We start from the raw sequence: 15,826 nt of genomic DNA, 5'->3' as shown, positions 1-15,826 counted from the left end.
AGTCGGATCGGGTTGCGATTCAGGAAGAAGTGGTTGCCCTGAACGATGAATTGAACCGTATCGCAGAAACAACCTCTTTTGGTGGTAACAAACTGCTGAACGGTACTCACGGTACGAAAGCTTTCCAGATTGGTGCTGACAACGGTGAAGCCGTGATGCTGACGCTGAAAGACATGCGTTCAGACAATAAGATGATGGGCGGTGCCAGCTATGTTGCTGAAAACGGCAAAGATGGAAACTGGAAAGTTCAGGCAGACGCGTCCGATCTGACCATGACACTGACGGACTCATTTGGTGATGAGCGTGAAATCACGATCAACGCAAAAGAAGGCGATGATATTGAAGAAGTTGCCACCTACATCAATGGTCAGCAGGATCTGGTAAAAGCGTCGATCAATGAACAAGGTGAACTGCAGATTTTTGCGGGCAGCAACAATGTACAGGGTGATATTGCTTTCTCCGGTGGTCTGGCTGGTGAGCTGGGTATGGGTGAAGCGAAAGGTGTGACGGTCGATACCATTGATGTTACATCAGTTGGTGGCGCACAGGAATCGGTAGCGATTGTGGATGCAGCCCTGAAGTATGTAGATAGTCACCGTGCAGAACTGGGTGCGTTCCAGAACCGTTTCGACCATGCGATCAACAACCTGGACAACATCAACGAGAACGTAAATGCTTCGAAGAGCCGTATCAAAGATACCGACTTTGCGAAAGAAACGACCTCGATGACCAAGGCTCAGATCCTGCAGCAGGCTTCGACGTCGGTTCTTGCCCAAGCAAAACAGGCACCGAACTCAGCCCTGAGTCTGCTGGGCTAATAACCCGAAGCGGACAAAGTGATACCAAACCCGGCCAACTGGTCGGGTTTTTTTCTATGTGACAAATAATCGAGTTATTTATTCTATTGAACTGACATATTTTTTTTAATTCATGATAATTTACATGAATATCTTTAAAAGAAGAGAACGAGTAATGGATTTAAAGAAAATCAAATTGATAGCCTTGCTGGGAACGATAACATTAGGCACTGTAGGGTGTGCCCATAAACCAGATGTTGTGAGGGATGATCCTTTATATAAACAAGATCTGAAATCAAAACATGAATATAAAGCAGATTTGACTGCTTTTTCTAAATTAAGGGCTAATTATTTTACTCGCTATATGAATGAGGGTTATCTAAGGAGAAAGATCACCACTGCTGCGTATAATGCAGATTATACGGACATAACAGAAACGGGGAGTAGAATACAATTATGGTCACCCGTTGGAAATATGATTGGTGGTGGTTCTTTAGGTTTAGGTATGGGCTTAGGTTTTTCCATTGCTGACAGTCTATTTTCCAGCTCTGATGATAAAGCATATGTAGATGCTTCTGGAGCATTTCTTTCTGAAAACATGGGAAACATAAAAATTGATTCAGCCGAAAAAGCTCATGATTTTATGGTTAAGCAAGCTGAAAATCAGATAGAAACAGTGGCAAGAAAAATTAATCATAACGTTAGATGTATTGCTGGTTGTGATGAGGATAAAGCTCGACTATATGAATTTACTCCAGTAGAAGATAGCTCATTTAGAGATGATTTTATCTATCAACCCCGGAACATATATGTTTGGGCGAACATGACCTTCGTCATGAGAGAGGTCACTGATGAAGATGATAAGTATAGAAAAATGCTTAGAGCTTTCGTTGGTAAAGATATTCGTTGGGAAACCAGCCGTATTAATGGTTACCACCTTGTATATGTTACGGCGAAGCACTTCAACCCTGATGGCACCCCAACTCTTGGGAAGAATTTTTACCCTATCAACGCTCAAAATTTATGGGGTACTCATATAGGTAGAGAATTATATCGAATGCATTATGATAATTCATTTACTTATTATGGGAGTATAGCTAGGGGGCGGCGGCTATTTTATAATGGAAATATGTATTTACATTCAACAAAAGGTATAATCCAATATCTTGTTGAGAAACCAGTCTACAAATATACTGTAGAAAATATTAATCTGTAATAGAAATAAAGTGGTATTCATGAAAATAATTAAATGTTTTTTTATTTCTTTGTGTTTTATGTCTATAGGAGCAAATGCAGCAGGAGCTTGGAATGTAGTTAAAGGGCAACGTTTTGCTACTAGTTCGGATGTTACAAATATAGTTACTGGTGTAATCGGTGTTATTCCAAGTGGGGGTTATACGTTTGGTATGAGAGTTGTGGCCAATGGATGCGATGCCGCTGCCGAAAACAGAACTATGACTGTGTTTGTTAATAAGGAAATTGCAAATCTTTCTGTTGGTTGCAATGCTAACCATACAACCTATACCCCTGTAACTGATTTGGATAATGAAAAGATTATTAATGTTTTTAAAAACGATCCCATTATTTATATTGGGACGAATGAAAATGATATTCTTATTTTTCAGGGGGATGGTTTTACCGAGACATTAAATAACCTTTAATCTATCGAGTAAGATCTTCTTGCTAAACAAAAACGCCACCCTAGGGTGGCGTTTTGGCTATTCATTTAGCGGGCTAAATTACTTAGTTACGCGAAGAACAGGTGTTTCACCAACAGTTACGGCACCAGAAAGCTTGTTTAGCTCTTTGATTTCGTCCATGTTAGAGATAACAACAGGAGTCAGTGTTGATTTTGCTTTTTCTTCCAGGAAAGCAAGATCGAATTCGATAACTGTATCACCAGCTTTTACTGACTGACCTTCTTCAGCGATACGGGTGAAACCTTCGCCTTTCAGTTCAACCGTGTCGATACCGAAGTGAACGAACAGTTCAACACCATCGTCAGATTCGATAGAGAAAGCGTGGTTAGTTTCGAAAATCTTACCGATAGTACCGTTAACAGGTGCTACCATTTTGTCGCCGTTTGGCTTGATAGCAATACCGTCACCAACGATTTTCTCAGCGAAAACAACATCAGGCACATCTTCGATGTTTACGATTTCGCCAGATAGTGGTGCGATGATGTCGATAGCCCCCGCACTAGCGCTGTCATCGGACACTAGCTTTTTAAGTTTGTCAAACAGACCCATGTCATGCTCCTAACAATTTGTTTTATTCTGTTGAATTATATTAGCAGTTTGTTTTTTCTGCGATAAATTTTTCTACATGCGCTTCAATTTCTGCTGCAGTTGCCATCTGAAGAGCTTCATCAGCCATCGCTTTAACTTCGGCATAGTTCGCATTACGGATAACTTTCTTAATGCGAGGAATTGAAATGCCGCTCATGCTGAACTCGTCTAGCCCCATACCCAGAAGAAGCAACGTTGCACGTTCGTCACCAGCAAGTTCACCACACATACCCGTCCACTTACCTTCTTTATGCGAAGCGTCGATCACTTGCTTGATTACAGTAAGTACAGCAGGTGATAGCGGATTGTACAAGTGAGAAATCAGCTCGTTACCACGGTCAACTGCAAGAGTATACTGGGTTAAGTCGTTTGTACCAATACTAAAGAAAGAAACTTCTTTTGCAAGGTGGTGGGCGATCGCTGCTGCTGCCGGAGTTTCAACCATTACACCAATTTCAATAGTTTCGTCAAATGCCAGACCTTCAGTACGTAGCTCTGCTTTGTATTCTTCGATGGCTTTTTTCAGCTCGCGGATTTCTTCAACAGAAATAATCATCGGGAACATAACACGCAGTTTACCGTGCGCAGAGGCTCGCAGGATAGCACGTAGCTGGTCGCGAAGGATTTCACGACGGTCCAGACTGATACGTACGGCACGCCAGCCAAGGAACGGGTTCATCTCTTGCGGCAGATCCATATATGGCAGATCTTTGTCGCCACCGATATCCATAGTACGAATGATGACGGACTGACCTTCCATTGCTTCAGCAACTTCTTTGTACGCCTGGTATTGCTCTTCTTCTGTCGGAAGGGCAGTACGATCCATAAACAGGAATTCTGTACGGTACAGACCAACACCTTCACCACCGTTACGTAGGATACCATCGCAGTCTTTCACTGTACCGATGTTCCCGCAAACTTCTACGTGGCGTTCATCCAAAGTAATTGCAGGAAGGTCTTTCAGTTTTGCCAGTTCTTCTTTTTCTGCCAGGAATTCATCACGAATTTTCTTAGCAGCATCCAGTTCATCGGCTGATGGATTTACGATAATTTTGTTGTTGATAGCATCAAGAACAAGAGTATCGCCGTTCTTAACCTGAGCAGTAATGTTGTTAGTACCAACGATTGCAGGTAGTTCAAGAGAACGAGCCATGATAGATGTGTGAGAAGTACGGCCACCGATATCACAGGCAAAACCAAGAACATAGTCCAGGTTGATTTGTGCCGTTTCAGATGGTGTCAGATCGTAAGCAACCAGAATCACTTCTTCGCTGATATCGCTAAGAGCAACGATATTGATACCCAGTGCATTTTTAACGAAACGGGAACCGATATCGCGAATATCTGTCGCGCGTTCTTTCAGGTATTCATCATCAAGAGATTCAAGTGCAGTAGCCTGCTCTTCGATAACAGTGTGAATTGCATTATCAGCGTGCATCTTGTCGTTTTTGATGAGAGTCAGAATTTCTTCTTCCAGCTCTTCATCTTCAAGCAGCATGATGTGACCTTCGAAGATCGCTTCTTTCTCTTCACCAAAGGTTTCCAGAGCTTTTTGCTTGATCGCTTCTAATTGCACTTTAGATTTGTTACGAGCGTCGAAGAATTTTTGTACTTCAGCTTCAACTTGGTTGTCAGAGATTGAATTTGTGTTTAGGACAATTTCATCTTCTTGAAGAAGTAGTGCTTTACCAAAAGCAATACCAGGAGATGCTAGAATGCCTGAAATCATAGCCTTACCTTAATGGTTGTTCAACAGTGAATGGGTTGATTGATTGCGCCAGTCAGAATGGTATCTGACTAACTGTAACTTCTCTCTAGGTCCGACAAAGCCATTTTGCCTTGCAACAAAATGGCTTCGCTGAATCAGAGTACTGACTGATTAGTCCAGTTTATCCATCAGAGCGACCAGATGATCAACTGCTGCCTGAGCCTGAGGGCCTTCAGCAGAGATAGTGACTACAGTACCTTTTACCAGGCCAAGAGTTTGTAGTTTAAACAGGCTTTTCGCGCTAGCGCTTTTGCCGTTAGAAGTCACAGTGATGTCTGCGTCAAATGCTTTTGCTTCTTTCACAAACTGCGCTGCTGGACGAGTGTGAAGACCATTCTCTGCAGTGATTTCTACTTGCTTCTGATACATGTGATATACCCCAATAAATATTTTTTTGTATGTAACTGAGTGAAGCTTAACCACAATTGCCCGGATCTGCCAACACAGAACCGGACTTAAGTGACGCAAGCCTCACCAGAGCAAAAGAAGTCATTCGCCTTCAAATTTTTTCGCAAATGATAAACTTCTTTTACATGTTTACTTTTATTTTGATGCTAAAAATAAAACTGCCCCGATATTACCAAAGGTGTGCTCAGGATCAACAAAAAAGCCCCTGAACGGGGCTTTTTTATGCAAAATTTTGATTTCATCACATGTTTGTTACCAAATTATTGCTGGTTCTCTTTTTCGGTAAACAAACCGGCAAACAGTGCTGTACTCAGGTATCTTTCACCTGAGCTCGGCAAGATAACGACAATCGTTTTTCCTGCAAATTCAGGCTGTTCGGCAAGCTTATTGGCGGCTACAACGGCGGCTCCGGAAGAGATGCCTGCCAGAATACCTTCTTCTTCCATCAGGCGACGAGCCATTTCAATCGCTTCATCGGATGTGACGGTTTCTGCTCGGTCTACCAGATCAAGATCCAGGTTCTTAGGGATGAAACCGGCACCGATACCCTGAATCTTGTGTGGAGCCGGTTTGATGGCTTCACCAGCCAGCGCTTGTGAAATAACCGGGGACTCTGCGGGTTCAACGGCGACAGAAGTAATGGCTTTGCCCTTGGTATTTTTAATATAACGGCTGGTTCCAGTCAAAGTACCGCCTGTTCCTACACCGGCAACAAACACATCGACTTCACCGTCGGTGGCTTCCCAGATTTCCGGCCCGGTCGTTTGTTCATGGATAGCCGGGTTAGCCGGGTTATTGAATTGCTGAAGCAGAAGATATTTGTCCGGATTGGCGGCGACAATCTCTTCTGCTTTGGCAATGGCTCCCCCCATCCCTTTAGCCGCTTCAGTCAGTACCAGATTCGCTCCCAGAGCTTTCAGCAGCTTTCTGCGTTCCAGACTCATCGATTCCGGCATGGTCAGCGTCAGTCTGTAGCCGCGAGCCGCTGCGACAAAGGCCAGTGCAATACCCGTATTACCACTGGTTGGCTCAACCAGTTCTACACCCGGTTTCAGTTTGCCTGATTTTTCTGCCTCCCAGATCATGTTGGCACCGATACGGTCTTTAACACTGAAGCTGGGATTACGTGATTCGATTTTGGCAAGAACATTGCCCTTGCTGACCTTATTCAGGCGTACCAGAGGGGTATTACCAATTGTCAGGGAGTTGTCTTCGTAAATTTTACTCATGTGCTGATTCCTTTGCTGAACTCGCCGAACAGATCTGCAAGTTGTAGGTAAATAGGGATGTCTCTATGGGGATGAGCATATGCCGGAAAAGAAACCAAGAAAAAGACCAAAAAGTTATATCTTATTAGTGGCTTGATTTTATTCCGGCTTTCTTTAGGCATTATGCCCGGTGCTGCTGCTTGAATTCTTCTACCCACATTGCCGTAGCACCGCACACGGCGACCGGCATGACTATCAGGTTAAGGATAGGCACCATAGTGAATAGCGCAACAAGAATGCCAAATCCGTAAGCTTTGGATTGTTTCTGTTTCAGTTGTCTTCTCATGGTCTGGAAAGCTACTTTGTGATTATCAAACGGATAATCGCAGTACTGTATTGCCAGCATCCAGGCTGAAAAAATAAACCAGAGCAGAGGAGCAACGGTCTGTCCGAGAGCAGGGATCAGTAATAAGAGGAATAAGCCAATAGCTTTTGGCAGTACATAAACCAGTTTTTGCCATTCTCTAAGCATAATGCGGGGGATATCTTTGATAACGGCAGCAATATTGGTGTCGTAATCCGGCTTTCCATCCAGTATCGCCTCCACATGTTCAGCCAGCAGACCGTTAAACGGGGCGGCGATAAAGTTCGCCAGCGTACTGAAGAAATAAGAAAACGTCCCCAGAATGGTGATGGTCAGTATCGGCCAGAGAACATAAGACAGCCAGTCCAGAAATCCGGGCAGGTAGCCTATCCAGCCTTCAATCCAGCTATTAAGGTTAGAAAACAGATAGATCAGCGCACCGCCAATCAGCAGAATATTTGCCAGCAGGGGAAGGAGTACAAACCTCCGGATCCCCGGTTTCAGGGCCAGTTCCAGCCCGTAAAAGAAATAGCCAAAGCTGCTTCGAGTCATAGTGGGTTACTCGTTCCTTGTCTGAAAAAATGAATCGGAACCCATTGTACTTACCTGAAAAAAGAAAAAAAGCGTGGTAGCGGTCACAGGCTGTTTCTGACTTAGCTGATTAATTACTTCAAAAACTTTACCTAGTTTTGGTAAAGTATCTTATTCATGTGTTATAACGCCTGATTGTATAACACGTTATCAGGTAAATCCGAGAGTTAAAAATGCAGGAATTGCGATTAGTACTCATAGTGGTTGGTGCACTGGCGATAGCCGCACTGCTATTTCATGGTCTGTGGACAAGCCGAAAGGAAGGAAGAGCCAGATTTGGAGATAAACCTTTCAGCGGGGATGATGCAGATGATCTGGCGACAGAGCATGCCTATATTCCTGAAGATGATTTCGAGATTATAAAAAAAGAACCTAAAGCCCCGGCATTTGCAGCTGAGCGTTCTTTTGCCGGTGATCCTCTTGATGATCATGTTGAATCCGATATGCCAGTGTCAGCGGAGAATACTCAGGATGATGAAGTTCCCAGTATCCGGCTCGAAGATGACGATATAGCTGAAGAACCGGCAGAGCTCTTTGTCATGGCAGATGATGATGTTGAGATCATTACTAAACCACGCCAGCTTGACCCGGTGGTTCAGGATTCCGGAGAGGAATCACCTCAGGATAATGAAGATCAAACAGAAGCAGAGCCGGAAGAAGATGAATTGCAGGTTATTGTGTTGCATGTGCATTGTGCCGGTGAAGAGCCGTTTGTCGGCACCCGCCTGTTTGACAGTATGCAGCAGAATGGCCTTATTTATGGTGAGATGGATATCTATCATCGCCACGCGGATCTTTCTGGTAACGGTAAGGTACTGTTCAGTGTTGCGAATATGATGCAGCCGGGAACATTGCAGCACGATGATCCAGAAACCTTCACAACTAAGGGCATTTCATTTTTTATGACGCTGCCTTGCTATGGTGATGCTGAACAGAATTTTAAACTAATGCTGAAAATCGCCCAGCAGATAGCGGATGATATGAGTGGCCATGTGCTGGACGACCAGCGTAATTTCATGACACCGGATAAACTGGAAAGTTACCGCCGGCAGATCCGGGAATTTAAAGCCACACAGCATTCCTGATAGTGAAAAGGGCTCCGGATGGAGTCCTTTTTAGCAATGAGTCTTTTAGTCATTCATTTTTTACAAAATAGCTCTTTTAGAAGTAACCCGTTATGCCTCAATCAACTGAAGAAAAACTCAATCAACTTAAACAGATCCTCCACTATCATAGTGTGAAGTATTATGTGGAAGACAGCCCGGAGATCCCGGATTCTGAATATGACCGGCTGATGCGAGAGCTGCAGCTTATCGAAGAAGCCCATCCTGAACTGGTGAGTGTCGATTCTCCCAGTCAGCGGGTCGGTGGGGCTCCTCTGGATGGCTTTACTCAGGTAACCCACGAAATCCCAATGCTGTCACTGGATAATGCGTTCAGTGATGATGAGCTGGATGCCTTTCAGAAACGAATGCTGGATCGTCTGAATGCAACATCGACAGGGCTGTTTTGTTGCGAGCCGAAGCTGGATGGCCTTGCGGTCAGTCTGATGTATGAAAACGGGGTATTAGTGCAGGCGGCAACTCGTGGTGACGGTTCGACGGGAGAAAATATTACCGAGAATGTCCGGACGATTAAATCGATCCCGCTGAGACTACAGGGTTATGACTGGCCGGTACGGCTTGAAGTACGGGGGGAGGTATTTATGCCGAAAGCCGGATTTGAACGGCTGAACGAACAGGCGTTACGTAAAGGGCAGAAACCGTTTGCTAACCCACGCAATGCGGCAGCCGGAAGCTTGAGACAATTGGATTCTAAGATCACGGCACAGCGTCCTCTGGCCTTTTATGCCTATAGTGTCGGTGTTGTAGAAGGGGCGACCTTGCCGGTAAGCCATTATCAGCGCTTTTTACGCCTGAAAGAGTTTGGTTTGCCGATGTGTCCGGAAACCCGGCAGGTAAATAATCTGCAGGAGGTAAAAGAATATTATCAGACCATTCTCAGCCAGCGGGATGCACTGGCTTACGAGATCGATGGTGTGGTGATTAAGGTGGACGATATCGCCCTGCAGGAACAACTGGGATTTGTTGCCCGGGCTCCGCGCTGGGCTATTGCGTACAAATTTCCGGCGCAGGAAGAAATCACCATCCTGAATGATGTCGAATTTCAGGTCGGGCGTACTGGTGCCATCACTCCGGTCGCTAAGTTGAAACCTGTCTTTGTTGGGGGGGTTACCGTCAGTAACGCCACTTTACACAATGCTGACGAAATTGAGCGCCTTGGCATTAAAATTGGTGATACCGTTATTGTTCGCCGTGCTGGAGATGTGATCCCACAAATCACCGGCGTTGTTGAAGACCGAAGACCGGAAACGGCTCGCTCGATCCGATTCCCGATACATTGCCCTGTGTGTGACTCAGAGATAGAGCGGATCGAAGGAGAGGCTGTTGCCCGGTGTACGGGGGGGCTGGTGTGTCAGGCTCAGCGTAAAGAAGCATTGAAACATTTCGTTTCGCGTAAAGCCCTGGATGTGGATGGTCTGGGTGAAAAAGTAATAGAGCAGTTGGTTGATAAAGAGATGGTCAGTACTCCTGCTGATTTATTTACATTGTCTGCGGGTGTGTTAACAGTTCTGGAGCGCATGGGGCCTAAATCTGCCCAGAATGTTGTCAATGCTCTGGAACAGGCGAAAGCAACGACATTGCCACGTTTTCTGTATTCTCTGGGGATCCGAGAGGTTGGGGAAGCAACGGCTGCTAACCTTGCCCGGCATTTCTGTACTCTGCAGGCCATTCAGGAAGCTACCCATGAACAACTGCTGGAAGTTCCGGATGTTGGTGGTATTGTTGCCAGCCATATTATTCATTTTTTCCAGCAAGAGCAAAATCAGCAGGTGATCGCAGCATTACAGGAGCAGGGTATTCACTGGCCGTTGATTGAATCGGTGGCTGAGGATACGCCACTGCCTCTGGCCGGAAAAATCGTAGTGTTGACCGGTTCGTTATCCCGGCTGAGTCGTACGGATGCTAAGGCTGCTCTGGAATCTCTGGGTGCTAAAGTAACCGGAAGTGTGTCTAAAAAGACGGATATAGTGTTTGCTGGTGAAGCGGCCGGGTCCAAACTGGCTAAAGCACAGGAACTGGGTATTGAAGTACGTGATGAGGAGGGGTTATTAGCTCTGATCCACGAATGATGATTTTTTTCTGACAGTGATTACATCTATTCCATGGCTGATTTAGCAACTAAGTCAGCCATTTTTTATTCCTATGAGTCAGTTTTTATTAATTATACCGTGAGAACAATGATATGACTCGCATATTCCTGAGAATAAATGCTTGCCTCTTAATGTGTATTATTTGTCTTATTACATTAGTGCTTTTGGTTTTTCAATAGACAGAGTTCTTATTATTTTTTATTAAATATACATAAATGTAATTTATCGACGCACTTCATGGTTTTATATTTTTCTTGTTTGTTAACTGCGTGAAAATTAAGGATTATTATTTGTTTCATGCGTATCATTTTATCTTTATGAATATGATCACTAATTAACAGGATAATTTGTAATTACTCGCATTTTTCTTAAAGGAAAATAATAACTAATTGATATTTTTCGCTTCGAAGTTAGTCTCTTCCTTGTCAATTTCCTGTATGCGGAATCAGCATGGGTAATGTTGGTTTGTCCGTTTTTTGTGCAAATATATCCGTATCATTCCGGGTTTTATGCTGTTTTGTATGATGGTTGATTGACTTTGTTTGGGAAGAGAAATAATGAAGATTTATCAATTTTTGGGAGTTTTCCATGGAAAAAATAATTAAACGCACTTTAACCAGTGCGGCAGTGGCTGCTGTTACCCTTTCAGGTTCGGCGCAGGCAGCCATTCAACTGGCTGGTGATGCGGTTCAGTTTTACGGTCAGGCTGCCATCGCTTATATGTACTGGGATGCAGAGGGTGCCGGAGAGGACAATACCGCCAGTACGGCAGTGGAATCAAGATTCGGTCTGAAAGGGGTCGTCGAATTTGAAGATTTTGGCCCAGATATCGTATGGCAGATGGAAACAGGCAACGCCGATGGCAATGGTCTGGTTGGTGGCCGTGATACCTTTGTTGGTTTCGCTTTTGACGGTGTCGGCTCTGTTACCTATGGCCGCCAATTGGTTGCGGCTTATAATTATGTCGACTGGCCACACTCCAACCCGGGGCTGGGTAATGTGTTTGACGGGCATAATGCAGTTAAATATGGTGCTAAACACGTTTATCAGGATCGTGCCGACCATGTGCTGCGTTTTGATTCTGAAACCTTTGCTGGCTTTAACTTTCAGGCGACTCTGAGTGGAATGGAAGAGACCACTGATGCCATGATTATGAACATTGCCGGCTCCTATACTGTCGGTGGTATCAGTGTTCATGCTGGTCATTATACTCAAGATGAATATGGTGAAGGTGCGGCCAAAGTGGAAGATAACTCTTACACCATTCTTGGTGGTAGCTTTACGACGGGCCCGATGACCTTCACGGCAGGTTATAAAATGATGGAATACGGTAAAGACAGTCAGAATGCGGTGTCAGCCACCGCCGCTTATAATCACGATGATGCTTGGCTCTATAAAGTCGGCTATGCACATACGTTTGAATCCGACAAGGTGGATGATACCGAATCAACAGCAATTACTGCCCGGATAATGCGAACACTGCCTAGTGCGGCAATTTATTTCGACATACGTAACTACGATTTTCTTGGCGATGATGAAGCGGATGATGGTACACGCTTTATGCTGGGAACCGAATACTATTTCTAAATGGTTATCAAAACGAATGGATTAACTTGAAAGAATAAGTCTGGCGGGTCTTCTGAGGAGGCTCGCCTTTTCTGATTAAAGGATATGATGATGTTTATCAAACAAATATTAGCTGCCACTATACTATTACTGTCTTTTTCTGCTTTTTCAGCGGTGATTGTTGAATTAGATACGGATCTGGCTCCGGTCATTATTGACGGCAAAGAAACGGGGTTAAGGATTAATACACAACGTATAATTGAGCTGGATAATGGCCAGAATCAGCTTGTTGTTCGGGTATCCAAGTTGCTCACCGGACAAAGCCAGTTCGAAAAATATTATTCCAATCCGGTTGTGCTGACGTTTGAGGCGCATGATACACGGTTGTATGTATCACCGGCGAAAGAGATAAAAACGAAGGAACAGGCGAAGCTGTTTAAAAATGATCCACAAATGAATGTGGTGGATGCCTCCGGAAATCCTTTTTCTGTGCAGCAGGGTGTATTGATGCCCGGTGATGGCCTGGTTCGTGATTACAGAAGAGAGCTGGAAGCGTTTAATAAAACACATGGTCTTACAGAGACAGCAAGGGCAGAAAAAGACACGACAACAGCTTCGGATGTTCATGAAAAATATCATAGCCAGGCTCTGGAAATGGTTCAGTACTGGTATGCTCGGGCAGCAGAAAGTGAACAACAGATATTTTCTGACTGGGCCTTTCTGAACAGGAAGACGGTGCCAGAGGCTCTGAACGGTGACAGTCAGCCACTTAATATGCTGGGTTATTGGTATGCGGAAGCGGAACAGAATGACAGGGTCGCCATCTTAAAATGGCTGCTGGAACAAGAATAGCTGGTGGTAGTGAAATCACTCAGGCAGTAATGATCCGGAAACAGCCTTTTTGTCAGTGATCGTCTTTTCTCTGATATATACTCACTGAACAAATATCTTGAAGTTACTTGAGTATAAGCTATTGATTGTTTACTAACCTATATAAAGCGATCCAAAATAACCTGATTTTTACACTCAAGTATATTATTAGAATTTCAATATCTTAGAAGGGATAAGTATGGCTATCGATGTCATGATCACAATTGGGGTACTGCTGTTTGTTGTTATTGTTTTTATAGCAGCAGGAGTTAAAACGGTTCCTCAGGGGAGTAACTGGACGGTGGAGCGTTTTGGCCGTTATACCCATACCCTGAAACCCGGTCTGAATTTAATTATTCCGTTTATTGACCGTATCGGTTCTAAAATCAGCATGATGGAGCGGGTATTGGATATTCCGGCTCAGGAAGTTATTTCCAAAGATAATGCTAATGTCACCATTGATGCGGTCTGCTTTGTTCAGGTTGTTGATGCCGCGAAAGCTGCTTATGAAGTGAATGATCTGGAACACGCTATCCGTAATCTGACGCTGACGAATATCCGTACGGTGTTAGGTTCGATGGAGCTGGATGAAATGCTGAGTCAGCGGGATATGATCAATGTAAAGCTTTTATCTATTGTGGATGAAGCGACGAATCCGTGGGGGGTTAAAGTTACCCGTATTGAGATCAAAGACGTACAGCCACCGGAAGACCTTACCGCTGCAATGAATGCGCAGATGAAAGCGGAGAGGAATAAACGGGCAGAAGTGCTGGAAGCGGAAGGTATCAGGCAAGCAGAAATTTTGCGTGCGGAAGGACAAAAGCAGGCTGAGATCTTGAAAGCGGAAGGTGATAAGCAGGCGGCTATCTTGCAGGCTGAGGCTCGTGAACGGGCTGCCGAAGCGGAAGCTCGGGCGACAGAGATGGTTTCCAATGCGATTGCGAAAGGGGATATGCAGGCGGTTAATTATTTTATTGCTCAGGGATACACCGATGCACTTAAATCGATTGGTCAGGCAGAAAATGGTAAGATTATTATGTTGCCTCTGGAGGCTGCCGGTCTGATGGGATCCATTGCAGGGATTGCTGAAATGTTCAAACAACAGAAACCAGAATAGGAATAATCGCTTGATAGAGTTATTGCAACAGGTCAATCATTGGCACTGGATAGCGCTGGGACTGCTGCTGTTATCCGGAGAGTTACTGGGAACAGCCGGGTATTTTCTCTGGCTGGGTATTTCAGCTGTCATGGTCGGCTTGCTTTTGGCACTGCTTCCGATGAGCTGGCAACTACAGTGGGTGAGTTTTGCTGTCTTCTCATTGCTGACAACCTGGCTGTGGTGGCGTTATCAGCACAAACAGGATCGCACGGCCAATGCGCAGAGTGTTCTGAATCAGCGTGAACGACAGATGATTGGGCAGACAACCCGGGTTGAAGACGATGTTCGGAGGGGGAGTTGCCGGATCCGTCTTGGTGATACCACTTGGTCAGCGAGATGTGATCAGGATATCCCGGCCGGAACTCTGGTGAAAGTGGTGGATGTGGATGGCATCGTGCTGTTTATTGAGCCGCTGGAGTAATACCATTCTGACGACGTGTCGGGTTAACGATTTTTTTTGCTTGATGTCACCGACATTACCTCTGAATAATCCAAATGAAAAAGGGCGCATCGCGCCCTTCAGACATTCTGTATCTGTGTGAGAATAATAAAGTATCATACTAAAATGGCAGCGATCACATAGGTACGCTGCCATTTCTAAAACGTTTATGCCCCAAACAGTGTTACTGTCAGTTAATGAACACTAAAATGGTTTCTATTAGTTTCCCTCAATTTATCTAATAACAACCAATTCCAAGAACAAACTTTTGTCCCAATAGTATCCTTATGTGTCCTTTAAGCCACTTTTGAGCGTCTATCCTATTGCATAAAATGACTCCATTAGAGCAAAACACAGCAATACTGGAGCACAATTATGAAAATCACACAAATTCGCAATGCAACACAAGTCATCGATTATGCAGGTAAAACATTCCTTATTGACCCAATGTTAGCGCCAAAAGGCACTTACCCTGGGTTTGAAGGAACAGCAAATTCACACTTACGTAATCCAACAGTTGAATTGCCTCTGCCTCTTGAAAGCATCATCAATGTGGACGCAGTTCTTCTAACTCATACTCACCCAGACCACTGGGATGAAACAGCAGTGAATGCGATACCTAAAGATAAATTGATTTTTGTACAGCACGAAGGTGATGAAACCATTCTTCTATCACAAGGTTTTACCAATGTTAAAATCTTCTCTGAAGAGACTGACTATCACGGTATTTCATTTACACGTACCGTCTGCCAGCATGGCTCTGATGCAGCGTTCCAACATGATCAAATGGCTGAAATTTTGGGTGAAGTGACAGGCGTGATTTTTTCCCATGCCGATGAAGAAAAGTTATATGTGGTTGGTGATACGATTTGGATTCCAAGTGTAGAAGAAACCATGAAAAAAGAACAACCAGGTGTCGTTATTCTCAATACAGGTTGGGCGCATGTACTGGGCTTTGGTCCTATTATTATGGGTAAAGAAGATGTACTCAAAACACACCAAGTGCTACCTAAAGCGAAAATCGTTGCGACTCATATGGGGGCGGTTAACCATGTATTGGTGACTACTCAAGAAATGCGCGAATACGCAGCTGCAAATATGATTAGCGATTTTGTGTTTGTTCCAGAAGATGGTGAAACAGTGATAATCTAGTT

Annotated in this window: 15 protein-coding genes; 10 read left to right on the top strand and 5 right to left on the bottom strand. The window is 44.4% G+C overall.

Annotated elements, in window-relative coordinates:
* The 3 genes from CSW98_RS15085 to CSW98_RS15075 form a co-directional block, all read left to right on the top strand.
* On the top strand, nucleotides 1-818 hold an 818-nt coding region (locus CSW98_RS15085; RefSeq protein WP_100801303.1), incomplete at its 5' end, for a flagellin.
* Between the two features lie 154 nt (nucleotides 819-972).
* On the top strand, nucleotides 973-2,013 hold the full coding sequence (locus CSW98_RS15080) for a hypothetical protein (protein WP_100801302.1): 1,041 nt from the start codon (nucleotides 973-975) through the stop codon (nucleotides 2,011-2,013).
* A gap of 19 nt (nucleotides 2,014-2,032) precedes the next feature.
* Nucleotides 2,033-2,458: a hypothetical protein gene (locus tag CSW98_RS15075; protein WP_100801301.1), complete on the top strand. Its 426-nt coding sequence runs from the start codon at nucleotides 2,033-2,035 to the stop codon at nucleotides 2,456-2,458.
* Between the two features lie 78 nt (nucleotides 2,459-2,536).
* Here the strand turns inward: CSW98_RS15075 and crr are convergent, their stop codons facing one another.
* The 5 genes from crr to cysZ all read right to left on the bottom strand — a co-directional run bounded on the left by crr (nucleotide 2,537) and on the right by cysZ (nucleotide 7,385).
* Nucleotides 2,537-3,046, bottom strand: a complete 510-nt coding sequence (gene crr / locus CSW98_RS15070; RefSeq protein WP_100801300.1) for a PTS glucose transporter subunit IIA — start codon at nucleotides 3,044-3,046, stop codon at nucleotides 2,537-2,539.
* Between the two features lie 40 nt (nucleotides 3,047-3,086).
* Complete coding sequence (gene ptsI / locus CSW98_RS15065; RefSeq protein ID WP_100801299.1) at nucleotides 3,087-4,814, bottom strand: phosphoenolpyruvate-protein phosphotransferase PtsI; 1,728 nt, start codon at nucleotides 4,812-4,814, stop codon at nucleotides 3,087-3,089.
* A gap of 150 nt (nucleotides 4,815-4,964) precedes the next feature.
* The gene (locus CSW98_RS15060; protein WP_100801298.1) at nucleotides 4,965-5,222 is read right to left on the bottom strand and encodes an HPr family phosphocarrier protein; all 258 of its coding nucleotides are present in this window, start codon (nucleotides 5,220-5,222) and stop codon (nucleotides 4,965-4,967) included.
* A 299-nt stretch (nucleotides 5,223-5,521) separates the two neighbouring features.
* Nucleotides 5,522-6,490 carry a cysteine synthase A gene (cysK, locus tag CSW98_RS15055; RefSeq protein WP_100801297.1) on the bottom strand — a complete coding sequence of 323 codons (969 nt, stop codon included), beginning with the start codon at nucleotides 6,488-6,490 and terminating at the stop codon, nucleotides 5,522-5,524.
* A 160-nt stretch (nucleotides 6,491-6,650) separates the two neighbouring features.
* Nucleotides 6,651-7,385 carry a sulfate transporter CysZ gene (cysZ, locus tag CSW98_RS15050; RefSeq protein WP_100801296.1) on the bottom strand — a complete coding sequence of 245 codons (735 nt, stop codon included), beginning with the start codon at nucleotides 7,383-7,385 and terminating at the stop codon, nucleotides 6,651-6,653.
* Nucleotides 7,386-7,597: 212 nt separating this feature from the next.
* Here cysZ and zipA point away from each other — a divergent pair, with 212 nt between their 5' ends.
* The 7 genes from zipA to CSW98_RS15015 all read left to right on the top strand — a co-directional run bounded on the left by zipA (nucleotide 7,598) and on the right by CSW98_RS15015 (nucleotide 15,824).
* Nucleotides 7,598-8,509 carry a cell division protein ZipA gene (zipA, locus tag CSW98_RS15045; RefSeq protein ID WP_100801295.1) on the top strand — a complete coding sequence of 304 codons (912 nt, stop codon included), beginning with the start codon at nucleotides 7,598-7,600 and terminating at the stop codon, nucleotides 8,507-8,509.
* Nucleotides 8,510-8,601: 92 nt separating this feature from the next.
* Nucleotides 8,602-10,617: an NAD-dependent DNA ligase LigA gene (gene ligA / locus CSW98_RS15040; RefSeq protein WP_100801294.1), complete on the top strand. Its 2,016-nt coding sequence runs from the start codon at nucleotides 8,602-8,604 to the stop codon at nucleotides 10,615-10,617.
* A gap of 609 nt (nucleotides 10,618-11,226) precedes the next feature.
* Complete coding sequence (locus CSW98_RS15035) at nucleotides 11,227-12,225, top strand: porin (RefSeq protein ID WP_100801293.1); 999 nt, start codon at nucleotides 11,227-11,229, stop codon at nucleotides 12,223-12,225.
* A gap of 90 nt (nucleotides 12,226-12,315) precedes the next feature.
* Nucleotides 12,316-13,056: a YccT family protein gene (locus CSW98_RS15030; protein WP_157810397.1), complete on the top strand. Its 741-nt coding sequence runs from the start codon at nucleotides 12,316-12,318 to the stop codon at nucleotides 13,054-13,056.
* 217 nt (nucleotides 13,057-13,273) lie between these two features.
* Nucleotides 13,274-14,191 carry an SPFH domain-containing protein gene (locus CSW98_RS15025; RefSeq protein ID WP_100801291.1) on the top strand — a complete coding sequence of 306 codons (918 nt, stop codon included), beginning with the start codon at nucleotides 13,274-13,276 and terminating at the stop codon, nucleotides 14,189-14,191.
* Between the two features lie 10 nt (nucleotides 14,192-14,201).
* Nucleotides 14,202-14,654: an NfeD family protein gene (locus CSW98_RS15020; protein WP_198517346.1), complete on the top strand. Its 453-nt coding sequence runs from the start codon at nucleotides 14,202-14,204 to the stop codon at nucleotides 14,652-14,654.
* A gap of 393 nt (nucleotides 14,655-15,047) precedes the next feature.
* Entirely contained in the window at nucleotides 15,048-15,824 is a 777-nt protein-coding gene (locus tag CSW98_RS15015) for an MBL fold metallo-hydrolase (RefSeq protein WP_100801290.1), read from the top strand.
* Nucleotides 15,825-15,826: the final 2 nt, after the last annotated feature.

This window comes from Vibrio sp. HA2012 (assembly GCF_002812955.1).
In the GTDB taxonomy this organism is placed as follows: Bacteria; Pseudomonadota; Gammaproteobacteria; order Enterobacterales; family Vibrionaceae; genus Vibrio.
This window is presented reverse-complemented; position numbering and strand designations above follow the sequence as displayed.